Origin of the sequence: Salmonella sp. SG203 (assembly GCF_013350575.1) — a bacterium.
Classification (GTDB): domain Bacteria; phylum Pseudomonadota; class Gammaproteobacteria; order Enterobacterales; family Enterobacteriaceae; genus Salmonella; species Salmonella enterica.
This window is the reverse complement of sequence record NZ_SNMT01000022.1, coordinates 24024-44285: the sequence shown is the minus strand read 5'-3', so window position 1 is coordinate 44285 and position 20262 is coordinate 24024. Positions and strand designations below refer to the sequence as shown.

Genomic DNA, 20262 nt, shown 5'->3' with positions numbered 1-20262 from the left:
ATGATTTTCTCTATCGCAACTTCTATGAGGATTCATCATGACAAAGCGCATTAATAAAGATACTCAGGTCTGCATGTCCCTGGCGGCACGCCCAAGTAACTTCGGTACACGCTTTCACAACTATCTGTACGAAGCGCTGGATCTCAATTATCTCTACAAAGCTTTCTCGCCGACCGATCTTACGCAGGCCATTAGCGGCGTGCGCGGTCTGGGGATCCGTGGGTGCGCGATCTCTATGCCGTTTAAAGAAGCCTGCATTCCGCTGGTGGATGAACTGGATGCTTCCGCTCAGGCCATTCACTCAGTTAATACCATTGTGAATACCAATGGCCATCTGAAGGCGTACAACACCGATTACATTGCAATAGCTCGCTTGCTGGCGAGTTACAAGGTCTCTCCCGACCTGGTGTTTGCTTTGCGTGGCAGCGGTGGTATGGCAAAGGCGGTGGCCTGCGCGCTGAAGGATGCGGGGTTTACCCGTGGTTATATTGTCGCGATTGATGAAGCGTCAGGTAAACAACTGGCCGAACTCTATGGCTATGAATGGCGCCCGGATACCGACGGTATTGAAGCCGATTTGTTAATTAACGCCACGCCTATCGGAATGGCTGGCGGTAATGATGCCGACAAACTCTCTTATTCCGAACAGGAAGTGGATAAGGCGAGCGTTATCTTTGATGTGGTGGCGCTACCGCCCGTCACGCCGCTGATCCGCTACGCCCGTGAACGCGGTAAAACCGTGATTACCGGTTCCGAAGTGTTTGCTATTCAGGCCGTGGAGCAATTTGTCCTTTATACCGGGATTCGCCCGGATGACGTGCTGTTTCAGAAAGCCGCGGCCTGGTCACGTCTGTAACATTTTTTCCCGCTTTTTCTTTAAATTAAAAGAACAGGGTACCCTACTATGACTAAAAAAATTGTTGCTGTGACGGCCTGTCCGACGGGCGTCGCCCATACCTTTATGGCGGCAGAAGCGTTGGAAATTGAAGCCCGCAAGCGTGGTGACTGGATCAAGGTTGAAACCCGCGGTTCCGTCGGGGCGAAGAACACGCTGACCGCGGAAGAGATAGCGCAGGCGGATGTGGTGATTATCGCGGCGGATATTGAGCTGGATCTGTCAGGCTTTGTTGGCAAAAGACTCTATCGCACCAGTACCGGCGCGGCGCTAAAAAAGAGTGCGCAGGAAATGGATAATGCTTTCAATAGCGCCGAGGTCTATCAGGGGAGTGCCGGGCGATCTTCTTCAGCTGGTAAAACAGAGCTACCTGGCGTTTATAAGCATTTAATGACCGGCGTATCCCATATGCTTCCTTTGGTGGTGGCGGGAGGGTTGTGTATCGCACTCTCTTTTGTCTTCGGTATCCAGGCCTTCAACGAGCCGGGCACGCTGGCGGCTGCGTTATTTCAAATTGGTGGTAAGGCGGCCTTTGCGCTGATGGTGCCGGTACTGGCTGGGTTTATTGCCTTCTCAATTGCCGATCGTCCGGGTCTGGCCCCGGGGCTTATTGGCGGGATGTTGGCCAGCCTGTGCGGTGCTGGTTTCCTGGGAGGGATTGTGGCCGGTTTTCTGGCCGGTTACAGCGTACGGTTTCTGGCGCAAAATATTAAGCTACCAGCGTCAATGGAAGCGCTTAAGCCTGTGCTGGTTCTGCCGCTACTGTCTACGCTGATTACCGGCCTAATCATGATTTACGTGGTGGGTGGCCCCGTTTCTGCGGTGATGGAAGGGCTGACGACGTTCCTGGGGAATATGACCTCTACGAATGCTATCTTGCTGGGAATGTTGCTGGGCGCAATGCAAGGTTTTGACCTTGGTGGGCCGGTGAATAAAGCTGCGTATACCTTCGGCGTCGGTTTACTGGCTTCTCATTCGTATATGCCGATGGCGGCCATTATGGCGGCAGGGATGGTACCGGCATTAGGGATGGGCGTCGCAACCTGGGCGGCCAGAGCGAAATTCACTGCTTCTGAGCATGAAGCGGGTAACGCATCCTTTATCCTGGGGCTGTGCTTTATCTCTGAAGGGGCGATTCCCTTCGCCGCGCGTGACCCGATGCGCGTCATCCCTTCTACGATGGTCGGTGGCGCAATCGCCGGGGGACTGTCCATGTATTTCGGTTGTACACTGATGGCGCCACACGGCGGCCTCTTTGTCCTGGCGATCCCGCATGCGGTAGAACATGTGATGCAGTACCTGCTCTCGATTGCCCTGGGCACGATTGTCTGCGGCCTGATGTACGCGCTGTTGAAACCGTCTGCGGTTGCGCAAACAGTTTAATTCATCTCCCCCTGCAGGCTGGTCTGGTGTCTCCCCGGGCCAGCTTTTTTATTTCCATTGTCATCAAACCGTCATAATCAAGACATATAACTGTCATCAATTTGTCCTATTTTGCTCATCGTAGCAACTCAAACAACGATTTACCGAAACCGTGCAGGAGACATTATGAAAGTTATGCGTACCACTGTCGCAACTGTTGTCGCCGCGACCTTATCGATGAGCGCGTTCTCTGCCTTTGCAGCAGCAAGCCTGACAGGTGCCGGTGCAACGTTTCCTGCGCCGGTGTATGCCAAATGGGCGGATACCTACCAGAAAGAAACCGGTAACAAAGTCAATTACCAGGGGATAGGCTCTTCCGGCGGCGTGAAACAAATCACCGCGAATACCGTTGATTTTGGCGCTTCCGATGCGCCGCTGTCTGACGAAAAACTGAATCAGGAAGGCCTGTTCCAGTTTCCGACGGTGATCGGCGGCGTGGTGCTGGCGGTGAATATTCCAGGCCTCAAATCCGGTGAACTGGTGCTGGATGGTAAAACGCTGGGTGACATCTACCTCGGTAAAATCAAGAAGTGGGATGATGAAGCCATCACCAAACTGAACCCAGGCGTGAAGCTGCCCTCACAGAATATCGCTGTGGTGCGTCGCGCTGACGGTTCCGGTACCTCCTTCGTGTTCACCAGTTACCTGGCGAAAGTCAACGACGAGTGGAAATCGAAAGTGGGCGCGGGTTCTACCGTGAACTGGCCAACCGGTCTGGGCGGTAAAGGTAACGACGGCATCGCGGCATTTGTACAGCGTCTGCCAGGCGCTATCGGCTACGTTGAATACGCTTACGCTAAGCAGAACAACCTGGCCTACACCAAACTGGTTTCTGCCGACGGCAAACCGGTAAGCCCGACGGAAGAGAGCTTCTCTAATGCGGCGAAAGGCGCAGACTGGAGCAAAACCTTCGCGCAGGATCTGACCAACCAGAAAGGTGACGATGTGTGGCCAATCACTTCCACCACGTTTATCCTGGTCCACAAAGCGCAGAAGAAACCTGAGCAGGGTGCTGAAGTGTTGAAGTTCTTCGACTGGGCCTACAAAAATGGCGCTAAGCAGGCGAATGATCTGGACTACGCCAGCCTGCCGGATAACGTTGTTGAGCAGGTTCGTGCTGCATGGAAGACCAGTATAAAAGACAGCAACGGTAAGGCGCTGTATTAATTAACGAATTGGCGGATGGCGCTACGCTTATCCGCCCTACGGTTTCGACCGCAGGCCCACGTTGTAGGCCGGATAAGCGTAGCGCCATCCGGCAGGGGCAACGTCGTAAAATGCGTTTAATGGAAAGAGTAATTTATGGCTGCAACCAAGCCTGCTTTTAACCCGCCGGGTAAAAAAGGCGACATGATTTTCAGCGCGCTGGTAAAACTGGCTGCGCTGATTGTGCTATTGATGTTGGGCGGTATTATCGTCTCATTGATCATCTCCTCCTGGCCAAGTATTCAGAAATTTGGTTTCTCATTTCTTTGGACTAAGGAATGGGACGCGCCAAACGATATCTACGGCGCTCTGGTGCCCATTTATGGCACGCTGGTGACCTCCTTTATCGCACTGCTGATCGCCGTTCCGGTCAGTTTCGGCATTGCCCTGTTTTTAACCGAGCTGGCGCCAGGCTGGCTAAAGCGTCCGCTCGGCATCGCCATTGAACTGCTGGCGGCAATTCCCAGTATCGTGTACGGCATGTGGGGGCTGTTTATCTTCGCGCCGCTGTTTGCGACGTACTTCCAGGAGCCGGTCGGCAATATTCTTTCCAACATTCCGTTTGTCGGCGCGCTGTTCTCCGGCCCGGCCTTTGGTATCGGCATTCTGGCGGCGGGCGTCATCCTCGCCATCATGATCATCCCCTACATTGCGGCGGTTATGCGCGACGTCTTCGAGCAAACACCGGTAATGATGAAAGAGTCCGCTTACGGTATCGGCTGTACTACCTGGGAAGTTATCTGGCGCATCGTGCTACCGTTCACCAAAAATGGCGTGATCGGCGGCATTATGCTGGGGCTGGGCCGTGCTCTGGGTGAAACGATGGCGGTCACTTTTATCATCGGCAACACTTACCAGCTCGACAGCGCGTCGCTGTATATGCCGGGCAACAGCATCACTTCCGCGCTGGCGAACGAATTCGCTGAGGCGGAATCGGGCCTGCACGTGGCAGCGTTGATGGAGCTGGGGCTGATCCTGTTTGTGATCACCTTTATCGTCCTGGCGGCGTCTAAGTTCATGATTATGCGTCTGGCGAAGAACGAGGGAGCACGTTAATGGCTACGCTTGATATGCAGAACACCGCGCAGCTCGCGGAATCCCGTCGCAAGATGCAGGCGCGTCGCCGCATGAAGAACCGTATCGCACTAACGCTCTCAATGGCGACGATGGCATTTGGCCTGTTCTGGCTGATCTGGATTTTGATGTCCACCATCACGCGCGGCATTGATGGTATGTCGCTGGCGCTGTTTACCGAAATGACGCCGCCGCCGAACACGGCGGGCGGCGGGCTGGCGAACGCCCTGGCGGGGAGTGGATTGTTGATTCTCTGGGCTACCGTATTGGGTACGCCGCTGGGGATTATGGCGGGTATTTACCTGGCCGAGTATGGCCGTAAATCCTGGCTCGCCGAAGTCATTCGCTTTATTAACGACATTCTGCTTTCCGCGCCGTCAATTGTTGTGGGGCTGTTTGTTTACACCATCGTGGTGGCGCAGATGCAGCACTTCTCCGGTTGGGCTGGGGTGATTGCACTGGCGCTGTTGCAGGTACCGATCGTTATCCGTACCACTGAAAACATGCTCAAGCTGGTACCGGATAGCCTGCGTGAAGCCGCTTATGCGCTGGGTACGCCGAAGTGGAAGATGATCTCCGCGATTACGCTGAAAGCCTCTATCTCCGGCATTATGACCGGTATTCTGCTGGCTATTGCCCGTATTGCCGGGGAAACGGCGCCATTGTTGTTTACCGCGCTCTCGAACCAGTTCTGGAGCACCGACATGATGCAGCCGATCGCCAACCTGCCGGTGACCATTTTTAAATTCGCGATGAGTCCGTTTGCCGAATGGCAACAATTAGCCTGGGCGGGCGTGCTGATTATTACCCTGTGCGTACTGCTGCTGAATATTCTGGCGCGTGTTGTTTTCGCGAAGAAAAAACACGGTTAAAGACATTGTAGGCCTGATAAGCGTAGCGCCATCAGGCATTATTTTACGGCGTGGCGGATGCGGCGCTGGATGAGGAAAAGAGTGAAATGAGTATGGTTGAAACTGCCCCGAGTAAGATTCAGGTTCGTGATTTGAACTTCTACTACGGCAAATTCCATGCCCTGAAGAACATTAATCTGGATATCGCGAAGAATCAGGTAACGGCATTTATCGGGCCATCCGGCTGCGGTAAATCAACGCTACTGCGTACCTTCAATAAAATGTATTCGCTTTATCCGGAGCAGCGCGCGGAAGGTGAAATTCTGCTGGATGGCGACAATATTCTCACCAACACCCAGGATATCGCGCTGCTGCGCGCAAAAGTGGGGATGGTATTCCAGAAGCCGACGCCGTTCCCGATGTCCATCTATGACAATATCGCCTTTGGCGTGCGTCTGTTTGAGAAGCTGTCTCGTGCCGATATGGACGAGCGCGTGCAGTGGGCGTTGACCAAAGCCGCATTATGGAACGAAACCAAAGATAAATTGCACCAGAGCGGGTACTCTCTCTCCGGTGGTCAGCAGCAGCGTCTGTGCATTGCGCGCGGTATCGCCATTCGTCCGGAAGTGTTGCTGCTGGATGAGCCATGTTCAGCTCTGGACCCGATCTCCACCGGGCGTATCGAAGAGCTGATCACCGAGCTGAAACAGGATTACACCGTGGTGATCGTGACCCACAACATGCAGCAGGCGGCACGTTGCTCCGATCATACGGCGTTTATGTACCTGGGCGAGTTGATTGAGTTCAGCAACACGGACGATCTGTTCACCAAGCCCGCGAAGAAACAAACAGAAGACTATATCACCGGTCGTTACGGTTAATTCAGGAGTGCGTAATGGACAGTCTGAACCTTAATAAACATATTTCCGGCCAGTTCAACGCCGAACTGGAAAGCATCCGCACTCAGGTAATGACCATGGGCGGCATGGTGGAGCAGCAGCTTTCTGACGCTATCACCGCCATGCACAACCAGGACAGCGAGCTGGCGAAGCGCGTGGTAGAAGGCGATCATCAGGTTAATATGATGGAAGTCGCCATCGATGAAGCCTGCGTGCGTATTATCGCCAAGCGCCAGCCGACGGCGAGCGATCTGCGTCTGGTAATGGCGATTATCAAAACCATCGCCGAACTGGAGCGCATTGGCGACGTGGCGGATAAAATCTGCCGTACCGCGCTGGAGAAATTCTCCCAGCAGCACCAGCCGCTGCTGGTCAGCCTGGAGTCACTGGGCCGCCACACCGTGCAGATGCTGCACGACGTGCTGGATGCGTTCGCGCGCATGGATCTCGATGAAGCGGTGCGTATCTATCGTGAAGATAAGAAAGTTGACCAGGAATATGAAGGCATCGTGCGTCAGCTGATGACCTACATGATGGAAGACTCGCGCACCATTCCCAGCGTGCTGACCGCGTTATTCTGCGCTCGTTCTATCGAGCGTATCGGCGACCGCTGCCAGAATATCTGCGAATACATCTTCTACTTCGTGAAGGGGCAGGATTTCCGTCACGTCGGCGGCGATGAGCTGGATAAACTGCTGGCGGGGAAAGATCCGAAAGAGTAAATCTCATTCTTTTGCCCGGTGGCGCAGCGCTTACCGGGCCTACAGGTACAGATGCTGTAGGCCGGATAAGCGTCAGCGCCATCCGGCATTTCAGTTAACGCGTAATCTCCCACCCGCGCGCTTTCCACAATCCCGGCAACTGCGCCAAATCGGTAAAAGTCGTCACGTTAGGGTGATCGATCGGCTTGTTATGCGGATCGGCGCAGAAATAAAACACTTCCATTCCCGCCGCAATTCCTGACTGCGCGCCTGCGCTGGAATCATCCACCAGAATACACTTCTCAACATTGACCTTCATGGCGTTCGCCGCATGGAGCATCAGCGCCGGATCGGGCTTCCAGCGTTGAATATCGTAACCGCTAAACAGCAAATCAGGAAAATGATGCAACATGCCCAGTTTACCCAGCGAATGCTGCATCTTACTGACCGGCCCGTTGGATACCACGCACATGGGCGTCTTAATGCTGTCCAGCAGCGTATTTGCGCCCGCGATCGCTTCCAGTTCGGTATCGAACAGACGCGCCACTTCCGCGCGGTACACCGGCTCCAGCTCCGCCTTTGCCAGCGCAACGCCATGCTCTTTACTGATGGTATCGATAATTTCGTAGAGCTTTACGCCTTTAAAGCGTCTGAATACTTCCGTGAGCTTAAGCGTAATGCCGAACTGCCGGAACATAGTGACATAGGCGCGCGAGCAAATTACTTCACTGTCGACCAGCGTGCCGTCACAGTCAAAAAACACCGCTTCGATTTGGGACATGTCATTTCCATTTTAACAAGTTTAACGTTTACGTAATGCTGAATGAGGGGACGCAATCGTTGCCGTACTAACAAATTGAGTGAAAAAAATTACCACACAACTGCGCCAGGTGTCGCATTTTGGTATAGGATAACGGCGAATTTTCCCTCCTTTCTCCGGAAATTGATAATGAGTCAACAACACACCACCCAGGCTTCTGGTCAGGGTATGCTGGAACGCGTGTTTAAACTGCGCGAACATGGCACGACGGCACGAACCGAAGTGATCGCCGGTTTTACCACTTTCCTGACGATGGTTTATATCGTTTTTGTTAACCCGCAAATTCTGGGCGTAGCTGGCATGGACACCAGCGCCGTCTTTGTGACCACCTGTCTGATTGCGGCCTTTGGCAGTATTCTGATGGGTCTGTTCGCTAACCTGCCGGTGGCGCTGGCGCCCGCGATGGGGCTGAATGCGTTCTTTGCCTTCGTGGTTGTGCAGGCAATGGGACTGCCGTGGCAGGTAGGCATGGGCGCCATTTTCTGGGGCGCTGTTGGTCTTTTATTGCTGACTATCTTCCGCGTGCGTTACTGGATGATCGCCAACATTCCGGTCAGCCTGCGCGTGGGCATCACCAGCGGCATCGGCCTGTTTATCGGCATGATGGGGCTGAAAAACGCCGGCGTGATCGTCGCTAACCCGGAAACGCTGGTCAGCATCGGCAACCTGACCTCGCACAGCGTGCTGCTGGGGGTTCTCGGATTCTTTATTATTGCGATTCTCGCTTCGCGCAACATTCATGCGGCGGTGCTGGTGTCCATCATCGTCACGACGCTGCTTGGCTGGATGATGGGCGATGTACACTACAACGGCATTGTCTCCGCGCCGCCAAGCGTCACCAGCGTGGTAGGGCATGTCGATTTGGCAGGCTCGTTCAATCTTGGCCTGGCGGGGGTTATTTTCTCCTTCATGCTGGTAAACCTGTTTGACTCCTCCGGTACGCTGATTGGCGTGACCGATAAAGCCGGCCTGGCGGATGAGAAAGGCAAATTCCCGCGCATGAAGCAGGCGCTGTTTGTTGATAGTATATCTTCCGTCACTGGCGCATTTGTCGGAACGTCTTCTGTGACCGCTTATATTGAGTCCTCTTCCGGCGTTTCGGTGGGCGGTCGCACCGGTTTGACGGCGGTAGTGGTCGGTATTTTGTTCCTGCTGGTTATCTTCCTGTCGCCGCTGGCGGGCATGGTGCCGCCTTACGCGGCGGCGGGCGCGCTGATTTACGTCGGCGTGCTGATGACCTCCAGCCTGGCGCGGGTAAACTGGCAGGATTTAACCGAATCGGTCCCGGCGTTTATTACGGCGGTAATGATGCCGTTTAGCTTCTCGATCACCGAAGGTATCGCGCTGGGCTTTATCTCTTACTGCGTGATGAAGATTGGTACCGGTCGCCTGCGCGACCTTAGCCCGTGCGTAGTGATTGTCGCGCTGTTATTTGTGCTGAAGATTGTGTTTATTGATGCACACTGATGAAATGAACCCTCGCCCCATCGGGGGGAGGGTTTTTAAATAACTTACGCTTTAACGCGCTGAATATACTCGCCAAATGCGGTCAGCTGACCGGTCAAATGATCTAACGTTCCCTGATCCACCACTTCTCCAGTCTGCGGGTCGACTTTATTCTGAATCACGCCGCCCATAAACTCCGGTTTGTTCATCACCATTGCATCAAGGAACACCAGAATCTGGCGCAGATGATACTGGCAGCGCGCGCCGCCAATCGCCCCCATTGAGCTGGTCTGGATAAGAACGGGCTTACCCGCCAGCGGCTGCTCAGGCAGACGGGATAGCCAGTCGATGGCATTCTTCAGGCCGCCGGGAACGGAATAGTTATATTCCGGCGTCACAATGACGACGCCGTCGGCGTTGCGAATCTGCTCAGCCAGCGCCTCTACGCTGGCTGGAAATCCCTCTTCCTGCTGGATATCGGCGTCATACAGCGGAATATCCCCGATTGAAGGCAGCGGCGATACCGTCATTCCTGCCGGCGCGACTTTAGGCAGCGTACGCGCCACCATCCCGTTAAAGGAACCTTTGCGTAAACTTCCCAGCAATGTAACCACATTCAGCGTTTCAGACATACGTGCCCCTTTTTTCATTATGAACGATTAAGCGTATACGATTTGGCGGCGGGGAGTTGGGCGAATCGCATCAGACGGCCGGTTGGCTCATTGGTGCGCGTCTGGATATCGGGCAGGCTTTTCCAGCCCAGTTTGCCATCGAACTCCCACACTTTTAATTTTTCTATCGCTGGCGTAACGGTTACGGACCATACCAGCACATCTTCCGCATCGCACACGGCTTCAAGCTGCGTGACATGCGCGCACTTCAGGCGTCCGGCAACGGGTAAAAGTTGCAGCTCCCGCGGATCGTCATTCATGACATCGCCGGTGAGTTTTAACACGCTCTGGCGCAATGTGATGAGTTGCGCTCGCGCTTCGTTGGGATCGTTTTGATTGGCTACCCATAAGTTTTCATTACGGGAGAAAGGGTGGCGTTCGAGCGAATGCGGATGGTGAAAGCCGCGGGAGGTGCGCTGTAATTCCATATCCAGCCCGCACTCTCCTTCGGTGGTCAACGCCACGCCAACCATATTTCCGGCGTAGGAGATAGAAAAGCCTGGCAGATTTTTGTCACGAAACGCGGGTTTACCTTTCGCCTGAATAATGATTTCCGGCAGCTCGCTAATTCCGTACAGCATAAACATCAGTTCGGCAAGAAGGCCTCTGGAGGCGAGAAAACGCGTTCGTCGGTGAGCAGGCAGGTTTCTGGCTTCAATATGGCAAGACGAAGAGAGACGAATTGAAACCAACTGTCCCTCCGTAAGTATCCCTCTGGCAAAGTGAGTCGCCATTTTTCGCTCCGTGATTAATGGGCCGTGATAATGACGAGAGTAACATTAACGTAAATTATGGACAGGTTTTACGCGCTAAAAATTCAATTTCAGAAGGTTCTTTAATCAGACGGTGACATTTCTGGTAAAAGGAAGGTGAATTTATCAACGCAGGTGGTCAGATAAGGCGACGGCAGAGCGTGTTGATAGCCTGTCGTAGCCACACAATCTTGGGATTATGACTATTACGTTTGTGCCATAATAGGGTAAACGGCACCATCAGCTTTTCCCGCTGTTGCGCATCAAAAGGCAGGGGGCGCGCCACTAACGGTAGCTGGTGGAGCTGATTGTAGTGCTGGCAATAGCGCGGCGCGGTTGCTATCAGGGTGTGATCCGGCTGGGCGGCCATAAAGAGCGACTGCTCGAACCCCGGCAGGCTCAACGCAATATGGCGTTTGCGTCCCATTTCTTGCAGGACATCATCCAGCGCCCAGGTATCGCTTTGCTCCCAGCAAATACTGATATGCGGGTAGCGCAGAAAAGTGTCCAGATCCCACGCTTCGCGCAGCGCCGGATGATCTTCCCGCAGCCAGACCCACGGTAAATCGCTAAACAGTACCTCAAAATCAATCGCGAGCGGTAACAGACTGAGCAATTCTCGCGAGCGGGGATGGCTTTCGCGTCCGGTAAATCCGATATCGACTTCCCCACGCGTAATCGCCTCCAGCGAGTCATAATCCCAGTTGTGAACCTTAATGGTAGCCTGCGGATAGCGCTGATAAATCTGCTGCGACAGTGAATTAAACATAATCATCATCAGCGGCGACTCTGCTGCCAACTCAAATTTTAAACCGCGCGGCGTTTGATGATGCGGTTTATCAAGCAGTTGATTCCCCATCTGCATCCAGTCCGCCAGACTTTGCTCCATACTGACCATCAGCGGCGTCGGCGCCAGGCCCAGCGGCGTATTGACGAACAGCGGATCGTCAAACCATGCCCGGAGTTTCGCCAGCGATTTGCTGACCGCTGAGGGCGTTACGTTCATCCGTTTTGCAGCTTTAGTGACGCTGCGCTCCTGCATGAGTAACTGTAGGCATAACAGCAAATTAAGGTCGAGATTGGTAAGGGATTTCTTCATGCTCGGCTACGGACCTGTTGGGCGTGACGGAGAAGATCAGCAGAATACTCACTATGCTACAACCAATCAGAATCCCGATCAGCATATTCATCGCGCTGATACCGAGTATTGCCGCCAGCCAAATCCACAGTGATGAACCGCAAACCTGCGCGATACCGAGCGTGGAACTGGCCACTCCGGCGCGCAGCGAAAACGGCCCCAGCGCCTGGCTCATCGCGACGCCAAAACCAACCGAGAATCCGGCGCAGATAAGCGTCAGGCCAAAGAGTGTGACGGTATTGGTATGAGCAAGGCTTAACGTCACGCCAGCCGTCAAAAACAGCCCCTGTGAGACGAGCATTAAGGTTCGCGGCTTAAATAACCCAAGCGCAAAAGGGGTGGAAAAAGAGACGACCATACTGACGCCTGCGGTGAGCGCCATGGTAATGGCATAGTCGCCACGGCTAAATCCCATCACCTCCATCAGCAGCACTGGAGAGGCATTGACAAAGGTCAGGATCACCGACACGCTAAGGGTGGTGATCGCCAGTCGACTAACGAAAAAACGGTTAATCAGCGACTCGGCGGCGGGCGACGATCGTGATAAATCGCGTGGAGCCAGCCTTACCGGGCGCGTCTCGCGCAGGATAAACAGTGATAACAGGCCCACAATAATGCCCATCGCGGACATCGTATAGAACAGACTTTGCCAGGGGAAACGAAGCATAATCAAATGCCCCACCACCGGGGCGAGTACCGGCACAATACAGGTAATCCCATTCAATAATGACAGCACTTTCGCCCGGCGATGCTCGTCGAGCGTGTCGCGCAGAATGGCGAACGCCACCACATAGCAGCCGCCTGCGCCTACTCCCTGAAGAAAACGCCCACTCAGAAATAGCGAGCCTTCCGACGCCCGTGAACAAAGCAGTGAGGCCATCATAAAGACGAGCGCGCCGACGATCGCGACCGGCTTGCGGCCTGACTGGTCGGCTATCTTCCCGGCAAACAGCATGGCCGTCGCCATTCCGGCCAGGTAAACGGAGAAGGCGATATGCAACTGCGCCTCGCTGGCGTTCAGATCGGCGGCTATACGCGGTAAACCGACCAGATACATATCAATACCGGCAGGATAGAGTAAAACCAGGGCAAAACTACACAGTAGAAAACGTTTCATAGCGGCCTCACGAAAAGTGTGGCGCTAAGAATACGGGGCGACGTTGCGCGAGACGAGTTGCCATTTGGACAACAGTGTTTTCCGCATGGGAAATTATTGTTGCCGGATGGCGGCGTAAACGCCTTATCCGGCTTACGGGTTTTGTAGGCCCGGTAAGCATCGCGCCACCGGGCTACACAACGTTACTTACCAATACAGAAGCTGGAGAAAATCCGTCCCAGCAGATCGTCGGAGGTAAACTCGCCGGTAATCTCGCTTAAGCTTTGCTGCGCCAGGCGCAACTCTTCCGCCAGCAGTTCCCCCGCCCACGCGCCTAATAGCTGCGCTTTGCCCTGTTCAAGATGGTCAGCGGCTTCCGCCAGCGCCTGTAGGTGACGGCGGCGGGCCAGGAAGCCGCCTTCCATATTGGTATCAAACCCCATGCTCTGCTTGAGGTGGTTACGCAACACGTCGACGCCTTCGCCGGTACGCGCCGAGAGGCGAACCAGTGAGTGACCGTTTACTTCACTAATACCCAACGTTTCGCCGGTGATATCCGCCTTGTTACGTACCACGGTAATCGGTAGATTTTTGGGCAGACGGGCGATAAAGTCCGGCCAGATGTCGGCAGGGTCAACGGCGTCCGTCGTGGTGCCATCCACCATAAACAGCACGCGATCGGCCTGTTCAATCTCCTGCCAGGCGCGTTCGATGCCGATACGCTCAACTTCGTCGCTGGCGTCGCGCAGTCCGGCGGTATCGATGATATGCAGCGGCATCCCGTCGATGTGAATATGCTCGCGCAACACGTCGCGCGTGGTGCCGGCGATATCGGTAACAATGGCCGCTTCACGGCCTGCCAGCGCATTCAGCAGGCTGGATTTCCCGGCATTCGGGCGTCCGGCAATCACTACCTTCATCCCTTCGCGCAGCAGGCTGCCCTGGCGCGCTTCGGTGCGCACGGCGTCAAGATCGGCGATGACACCATTGAGCTGCGCTTCGATTTTGCCGTCAGAGAGAAAGTCGATCTCCTCATCCGGAAAATCGATAGCCGCTTCGACGTAGATTCGCAGGTGAGTAAGTGCTTCCACAAGGTGGTTAACGCGGGCGGAAAATGCCCCCTGTAACGAGTTTAGCGCCGAACGCGCCGCCTGTTCGGAACTGGCATCGATCAGGTCGGCAATGGCTTCTGCTTGGGCTAAATCGAGCTTATCGTTGAGGAACGCTCGCTCGGAGAACTCGCCCGGTCGGGCAATGCGCACGCCTGGAAGCGTCAGGATACGTTTTAACAGCAGGTCCAGGATCACCGGACCGCCGTGCCCTTGTAGCTCCAGCACATCTTCACCGGTGAAGGAGTTCGGGCCGGGGAACCACAGCGCAATACCCTGATCCAGCGCGCTGCCGTCAACGTCTTTAAACGGCAGGTAGTCGGCATAGCGCGGCTTCGGCAGCTTGCCCAGCACCTCTTGCGCAACGTCGCGCGCCTTCAGACCAGAGATACGCAGGATACCCACGCCACCGCGTCCCGGTGGGGTTGCCTGGGCGACGATAGTGTCGTTATGGCTCATGGTTAGTCTCAACTTTGTTGCAATAAAAAAGGCGGTCATATGACCGCCTTTTGATTGTAGGCCTGATAAGCGTTAGCGCCATCAGGCTGACCGGCGCGCCTTGCCGGATGGCGGCTCCGCCTTATCCGGCCTACACCGAATCAGGATTTTTTCTTCTCGCGGCTATGCAGGCCACGCTTCTCCAGACCACGGTAAATCAGCTGCTGCTGAATGATGGTGACCAGGTTGCTGACGATATAGTACAGCACCAGACCTGACGGGAACCACAGGAAGAACACCGTAAAGATGACCGGCATAAAGGTCATGATCTTCTGCTGCATCGGGTCGGTCACGGTGGTCGGCGACATCTTCTGAATGAAGAACATCGTTACGCCCATCAGGATCGGCAGAATGTAGTACGGGTCCTGTGCGGACAGGTCATGAATCCACAGAGCGAACGGCGCATGACGCAGTTCAATGGAACCCATCAGCATGTAGTACAACGCCAGGAAGATAGGCATCTGGATGATCAGCGGGAAGCAGCCGCCCAGCGGGTTAACCTTCTCCGCTTTGTACAGGGCCATCATCTCCTGGCTTTGGCGCTGTTTATCATCGCCAAGACGTTCGCGCATCGCCTGAATTTTCGGCTGCAGCATACGCATCTTCGCCATTGACGTGTACTGCGCTTTGGTCAGCGGGTACATGATACCGCGAACGATAAAGGTAATGATGATAATGGAGAAGCCCCAGTTGCCCACAAAGCTGTGGATCCACTTCAGCAACTTGAACAGCGGCTGAGAGATGAACCACAACCAGCCGTAGTCCACGGTCAAATCCAGGTGCGGTGCAACAGCCGCCATTTTATCCTGAATTTCCGGGCCGACCCACAGGGTGCTGGTCATCGCGCCAGTCTGGCCTGGCTGTACCAGTACCGGCTGCGCTTTATAGCCGATAGCGACAATGCCGTTGCCCAGATTGGCGGTGTAGAAATTGTTGGTGCCGTCGTTACGCGGAATCCATGCGGTAGCGAAATACTGCTGCAACATTGCCACCCAACCGCCTTTGGAGCTGACGTTGAGGTTTTCGTTATCGGCAATGGTGTCGAATTTGTATTTCTCATACTTCTCATCCGGCGTGGAGTACGCTGCGCCGCGGAACGTATGCAGCGCAAAGTTGCTGCTGCCGGTGTCGCGATGAGGAGGCAGGTTGACGGATTGTTTTAACTGACCAAAGGTGGAGACTTCCAGCGGTTTTTCGCCGGTGTTCTGCACGCTATAGTTCACGTTAACCGCATAATCGCCACGCTTAAAGACAAACGTTTTGGTAAACGTGTTGCCTGCGGCGTCAGTATAAGTCATCGGAACCTGCAGTTCGTTCTGACCGTCGGCCAGTACAAACGCCTCTTTCTCGACGTTGTACAGCGGACGCGGGCCGTTCGCCGGGTTATCCGGGCCGTCGCGGCCTGTCAGGCCGCTTTGCGCCTGATAGATAAACTGCGGGGTGGTTTCCAGCAGCTGGAACGGTTCGTTGGAACCCAGTTCTTTCGGGTAAGCCGGGAGCAAGGCCTGCTCGACATCACCACCACGGGTGTTGATAGTCAAATCAAGCACATCGGTTTTCACCGTAATCATTTTCCCCTGGCCACTGGCTGGTACGCCCTGGTCGGCGGCGCTACCCGCTGCGGTGGTCGTTGTCTGCGTGGTCTGTTGAGTCTGAGGTTGCGGATTTTTATCCTGCTCCCAGGCTTGCCAGATCATGAAAGACACGAACAGCAAAGCGATGACTAAAAGATTGCGTTGCGAATCCATCGTTAGTGTTCTCTGGTATCAAATGGTCCGGGCGGGACGGGATCGTCACCACCAGGGTGTAAAGGGTGGCATTTTAATACGCGTTTCACCGTCAACCAACTGCCTTTTATCACTCCAAACCTGCGCAATGCCTCAATTCCGTAGCTTGAGCACGTTGGCGTGAAACGACAATGCGGCCCAAGCAGCGGACTGATCAGGCGTTGATAGACCCGAATAAGGGCTATCAGGACCCGCGAGCCAGGCGACAGTGGCGGCGCCATAATTTTTCCAACGCTTCCGAGAGAGCACGGTTATCGAGGTCGGCAACCCCTTTTTTCGCCACCACCACGAAATCCATTGCAGGAAGTTCATGCTGGCGCAGACGGAAGCTTTCACGCGTCAGACGTTTAATCCGGTTGCGTTCATGCGCACGTCGAACATTTTTCTTGGCGACGGTAAGACCGATACGGGGATGCCCCAGCGAATTCAGGCGGCCGAGGATGGTGATTTGCGGCGTGCCAGCCCGTTGAGGTTGCTGGAAGACGAATGTGAAATGAGCGGGAGTTAACAAACGTAACTCCCTGGGAAATGCGAGCTTAACCACTCAGGGGTTAGCTTTATTACTTGGAAACGGTCAGACGAGCGCGGCCTTTAGCACGACGACGTGCCAGAACCTGACGACCATTTTTAGTAGCCATACGAGCACGGAAGCCGTGAGAACGGTTGCGCTTCAGTACAGATGGTTGAAAAGTGCGTTTCATGGCGATTTCTACCTAAACTTGAATAAATTCACTGACTTTTGCGTATACCCGAACAAACTTTGAACGACTTACGCCACAGTGTGGGTGATTAAAGAGGCCGGATTGTAATAATTGTACACTCCGGAGTCAATTCTCTTTCCTTATTTTCCCGCGATTTTCCACGCCTTTTTGTGCGGAAAATAAGCAGCGTTGACGCCATATGACGGGCATTGCGCGACGGGTGGAGAATTATACGGACTGCCAGGTAAAGCGCAAGGATCGCCCTGGATCTTTATGCGATCTTTTAGGCGTCTGCTCACCTTTACCTATTAATTTTTTCAATATGCGCGCGAAAGCGTACAGGAGTTCCCCTGGATCGATTACACTTATCCTTTCCTGGAAAGCCCTGTGGATAAATCGGGAAGAATCTGTGAGAAACAGAAGATCTCTTGCTCAGTTTAGGCTATGATCCGCGGTCCTGATCGTTTCAAACGATCCTGGTCAGGCATGAACACGAAATCTTTCAGACTGCGTGAAGTCGCGATCGTTTGAAAGATCCGTGAAAACCGCAGACAGCGGTTCGTGCGTCACCCTTCATGCAGGGTCTTATCGACGTGCGCCAACAATCATTAATGTATCAGCCTTTGTCATTTATCGACTTTTGTTCGAGTGGAGTCCGCCGTGTCACTTTCGCTTTGGCAGCAGTGTCTTGCCCGATTGCAGGATGAGTTACCAGCCACAGAATTCAGTATGTGGATACGCCCGTTGCAGGCGGAACTGAGCGATAACACGCTGGCTTTGTATGCGCCAAACCGTTTTGTGCTCGATTGGGTAAGAGATAAGTACCTCAACAATATCAATGGATTACTCAACACATTCTGCGGCGCGGATGCCCCACAACTGCGTTTTGAAGTGGGAACAAAGCCCGTTACGCAAACGCTAAAAACGCCTGTGCATAACGTTGTCGCGCCCGCGCAGACAACGACGGCGCAGCCGCAGCGCGTAGCGCCTGCGGCCCGTTCGGGCTGGGATAACGTACCAGCGCCGGCGGAGCCGACCTACCGCTCCAACGTCAATGTAAAACATACATTTGATAACTTCGTCGAAGGTAAATCCAACCAACTGGCGCGCGCGGCGGCACGTCAGGTGGCGGATAATCCTGGCGGCGCTTATAACCCGTTATTCCTCTATGGTGGCACCGGTCTGGGTAAAACTCACCTGCTGCACGCGGTGGGTAACGGCATTATGGCGCGTAAACCCAACGCGAAAGTCGTGTATATGCACTCCGAGCGCTTTGTGCAGGACATGGTAAAAGCCCTGCAAAATAACGCCATCGAAGAGTTTAAACGCTACTACCGCTCCGTTGACGCATTGCTGATCGACGATATTCAATTCTTCGCCAATAAAGAGCGATCCCAGGAAGAGTTTTTCCATACCTTTAACGCTCTGCTGGAAGGCAATCAGCAGATCATTTTGACGTCGGATCGCTATCCGAAAGAGATCAACGGCGTTGAGGATCGTCTCAAGTCCCGCTTTGGTTGGGGGCTAACAGTGGCGATCGAACCGCCAGAACTGGAAACCCGCGTGGCGATCCTGATGAAAAAAGCGGACGAAAATGATATTCGTCTGCCAGGCGAAGTAGCGTTCTTTATCGCCAAGCGTCTACGCTCTAACGTACGTGAACTGGAAGGCGCGCTGAACCGGGTGATCGCCAATGCCAACTTTACCGGCCGGGCGATTACTATCGACTTTGTGCGCGAAGCGCTGCGCGATTTACTGGCGTTGCAGGAAAAACTTGTCACCATCGACAATATTCAGAAGACGGTGGCCGAGTATTACAAAATCAAAATTGCGGATCTGCTTTCTAAGCGTCGATCTCGCTCGGTAGCACGTCCGCGCCAGATGGCTATGGCGCTGGCAAAAGAGCTCACCAACCACAGTCTGCCGGAAATCGGCGATGCGTTTGGCGGGCGCGACCACACTACCGTACTTCATGCCTGTCGTAAAATTGAGCAACTGCGTGAAGAAAGCCACGATATCAAAGAAGATTTTTCTAATTTAATCAGAACATTGTCGTCGTGATCCTATGAAATTTACCGTTGAACGTGAACATTTATTAAAACCGCTTCAGCAGGTCAGCGGCCCGCTGGGCGGTCGTCCTACGCTGCCGATTCTCGGTAACCTGCTCCTCCAGGTAGCGGACGGTACGCTTTCTCTGACCGGCACCGATCTTGAAATGGAGATGGTCGCGCGCGTTACGCTTTCTCAGCCGCATGAGCCAGGCGCCACTACCGTGCCGGCGCGGAAATTCTTTGATATCTGCCGCGGCCTGCCGGAGGGCGCGGAGATTGCCGTTCAGTTGGAAGGCGATCGGATGCTGGTGCGTTCTGGTCGTAGCCGCTTCTCGCTGTCTACGCTGCCTGCCGCCGATTTCCCGAATCTTGACGACTGGCAAAGCGAAGTTGAATTTACGCTGCCGCAGGCCACGATGAAGCGCCTGATTGAAGCGACCCAGTTTTCGATGGCCCATCAGGATGTGCGCTACTACTTAAACGGTATGCTGTTTGAAACGGAAGGCAGCGAACTGCGCACTGTTGCGACCGACGGCCACCGTCTGGCGGTGTGCTCAATGCCGCTGGAGGCGTCTTTACCCAGCCACTCGGTGATTGTGCCGCGTAAAGGCGTGATTGAACTGATGCGTATGCTCGACGGCGGCGAAAACCCGCTGCGCGTGCAGATTGGCAGTAATAATATCCGCGCGCACGTCGGCGACTTTATCTTTACCTCGAAGCTGGTGGATGGTCGCTTCCCGGATTACCGTCGCGTTCTGCCGAAGAATCCGGATAAACATCTGGAAGCGGGCTGCGATATCCTCAAGCAGGCGTTTGCCCGCGCGGCAATCCTCTCGAATGAGAAATTCCGCGGCGTGCGTCTGTACGTCAGTGAGAATCAGCTCAAAATCACCGCCAATAACCCGGAGCAGGAAGAAGCGGAAGAGATTCTGGACGTGAGCTACGGCGGGACGGAGATGGAAATCGGCTTTAACGTTAGCTATGTGCTGGACGTGCTCAATGCGCTGAAGTGCGAAACCGTGCGCATTATGCTGACGGATTCCGTATCCAGCGTACAGATTGAGGATGCGGCGTCACAGTCGGCTGCCTATGTTGTTATGCCAATGAGGCTGTAGAATCTGAAAAGGGGCTGGTTTACTTGCCAT

At 54.3% G+C, this 20262-nt stretch carries 20 protein-coding genes; 10 read left to right on the top strand and 10 right to left on the bottom strand.

Annotation, left to right across the window (positions count from 1 at the left end):
* The first annotated feature begins 37 nt into the window (after positions 1 to 37).
* From HV477_RS22415 to phoU, 7 genes are all read left to right on the top strand, one after another.
* Entirely contained in the window at positions 38 to 856 is an 819-nt protein-coding gene (locus HV477_RS22415) for a shikimate 5-dehydrogenase (protein WP_079899294.1), read from the top strand.
* Between the two features lie 48 nt (positions 857 to 904).
* Complete coding sequence (locus HV477_RS22410) at positions 905 to 2278, top strand: fructose-specific PTS transporter subunit EIIC (RefSeq protein ID WP_000162549.1); 1374 nt, start codon at positions 905 to 907, stop codon at positions 2276 to 2278.
* A gap of 165 nt (positions 2279 to 2443) precedes the next feature.
* Positions 2444 to 3484 (top strand): phosphate ABC transporter substrate-binding protein PstS, encoded by a 1041-nt coding sequence (gene pstS / locus HV477_RS22405; RefSeq protein WP_000867130.1) that lies wholly within the window; start codon positions 2444 to 2446, stop codon positions 3482 to 3484.
* 135 nt (positions 3485 to 3619) lie between these two features.
* The gene (pstC, locus tag HV477_RS22400; RefSeq protein ID WP_000741630.1) at positions 3620 to 4579 is read left to right on the top strand and encodes a phosphate ABC transporter permease PstC; all 960 of its coding nucleotides are present in this window, start codon (positions 3620 to 3622) and stop codon (positions 4577 to 4579) included.
* Complete coding sequence (gene pstA, locus HV477_RS22395; protein WP_000212199.1) at positions 4579 to 5469, top strand: phosphate ABC transporter permease PstA; 891 nt, start codon at positions 4579 to 4581, stop codon at positions 5467 to 5469. Before pstC ends, pstA begins: the two co-directional genes overlap by 1 nt.
* 86 nt (positions 5470 to 5555) lie before the next feature.
* On the top strand, positions 5556 to 6329 hold the full coding sequence (gene pstB / locus HV477_RS22390) for a phosphate ABC transporter ATP-binding protein PstB (RefSeq protein ID WP_000063118.1): 774 nt from the start codon (positions 5556 to 5558) through the stop codon (positions 6327 to 6329).
* A gap of 14 nt (positions 6330 to 6343) precedes the next feature.
* Positions 6344 to 7069, top strand: a complete 726-nt coding sequence (phoU, locus tag HV477_RS22385; protein ID WP_000377800.1) for a phosphate signaling complex protein PhoU — start codon at positions 6344 to 6346, stop codon at positions 7067 to 7069.
* A 94-nt stretch (positions 7070 to 7163) separates the two neighbouring features.
* On the opposite strand, the gene yieH is transcribed toward phoU, so the two are convergent.
* Positions 7164 to 7829 carry a 6-phosphogluconate phosphatase gene (gene yieH, locus HV477_RS22380; RefSeq protein WP_079899295.1) on the bottom strand — a complete coding sequence of 222 codons (666 nt, stop codon included), beginning with the start codon at positions 7827 to 7829 and terminating at the stop codon, positions 7164 to 7166.
* Between the two features lie 168 nt (positions 7830 to 7997).
* On the opposite strand from yieH, the gene adeP reads away from it, so the two are divergent.
* A complete protein-coding gene (gene adeP, locus HV477_RS22375) occupies positions 7998 to 9335 on the top strand; it encodes an adenine permease AdeP (RefSeq protein ID WP_001519317.1) in 1338 nt (445 codons plus the stop codon).
* 44 nt (positions 9336 to 9379) lie between these two features.
* Here the strand turns inward: adeP and HV477_RS22370 are convergent, their stop codons facing one another.
* From HV477_RS22370 to rpmH, 9 genes are all read right to left on the bottom strand, one after another.
* Positions 9380 to 9964 carry an NADPH-dependent FMN reductase gene (locus HV477_RS22370; RefSeq protein ID WP_001575173.1) on the bottom strand — a complete coding sequence of 195 codons (585 nt, stop codon included), beginning with the start codon at positions 9962 to 9964 and terminating at the stop codon, positions 9380 to 9382.
* Positions 9964 to 10719 (bottom strand): 4'-phosphopantetheinyl transferase superfamily protein, encoded by a 756-nt coding sequence (locus tag HV477_RS22365; RefSeq protein ID WP_020838427.1) that lies wholly within the window; start codon positions 10717 to 10719, stop codon positions 9964 to 9966. The genes HV477_RS22370 and HV477_RS22365 overlap by 1 nt, the downstream gene beginning before the upstream one ends.
* A 157-nt stretch (positions 10720 to 10876) precedes the next feature.
* On the bottom strand, positions 10877 to 11836 hold the full coding sequence (gene yidZ / locus HV477_RS22360) for an HTH-type transcriptional regulator YidZ (protein WP_175065398.1): 960 nt from the start codon (positions 11834 to 11836) through the stop codon (positions 10877 to 10879).
* A complete protein-coding gene (locus HV477_RS22355) occupies positions 11805 to 12992 on the bottom strand; it encodes an MFS transporter (RefSeq protein ID WP_000819619.1) in 1188 nt (395 codons plus the stop codon). The genes yidZ and HV477_RS22355 overlap by 32 nt, the downstream gene beginning before the upstream one ends.
* 182 nt (positions 12993 to 13174) lie before the next feature.
* Positions 13175 to 14539: a tRNA uridine-5-carboxymethylaminomethyl(34) synthesis GTPase MnmE gene (gene mnmE, locus HV477_RS22350; RefSeq protein WP_000019079.1), complete on the bottom strand. Its 1365-nt coding sequence runs from the start codon at positions 14537 to 14539 to the stop codon at positions 13175 to 13177.
* Positions 14540 to 14679: 140 nt separating this feature from the next.
* The gene (gene yidC, locus HV477_RS22345; RefSeq protein WP_000378283.1) at positions 14680 to 16326 is read right to left on the bottom strand and encodes a membrane protein insertase YidC; all 1647 of its coding nucleotides are present in this window, start codon (positions 16324 to 16326) and stop codon (positions 14680 to 14682) included.
* Positions 16327 to 16328: 2 nt separating this feature from the next.
* The gene (yidD, locus tag HV477_RS22340; protein WP_001307474.1) at positions 16329 to 16586 is read right to left on the bottom strand and encodes a membrane protein insertion efficiency factor YidD; all 258 of its coding nucleotides are present in this window, start codon (positions 16584 to 16586) and stop codon (positions 16329 to 16331) included.
* The gene (rnpA, locus tag HV477_RS22335; RefSeq protein WP_000239725.1) at positions 16550 to 16909 is read right to left on the bottom strand and encodes a ribonuclease P protein component; all 360 of its coding nucleotides are present in this window, start codon (positions 16907 to 16909) and stop codon (positions 16550 to 16552) included. Before rnpA ends, yidD begins: the two co-directional genes overlap by 37 nt.
* Positions 16910 to 16925: 16 nt before the next feature.
* Complete coding sequence (gene rpmH, locus HV477_RS22330; RefSeq protein WP_000831330.1) at positions 16926 to 17066, bottom strand: 50S ribosomal protein L34; 141 nt, start codon at positions 17064 to 17066, stop codon at positions 16926 to 16928.
* A gap of 660 nt (positions 17067 to 17726) precedes the next feature.
* Here rpmH and dnaA point away from each other — a divergent pair.
* Together dnaA and dnaN are read left to right on the top strand one after the other, a co-directional pair.
* The gene (gene dnaA, locus HV477_RS22325) at positions 17727 to 19127 is read left to right on the top strand and encodes a chromosomal replication initiator protein DnaA (protein ID WP_000059093.1); all 1401 of its coding nucleotides are present in this window, start codon (positions 17727 to 17729) and stop codon (positions 19125 to 19127) included.
* Positions 19128 to 19131: 4 nt separating this feature from the next.
* Positions 19132 to 20232: a DNA polymerase III subunit beta gene (dnaN, locus tag HV477_RS22320; RefSeq protein ID WP_000673474.1), complete on the top strand. Its 1101-nt coding sequence runs from the start codon at positions 19132 to 19134 to the stop codon at positions 20230 to 20232.
* Positions 20233 to 20262: the final 30 nt, after the last annotated feature.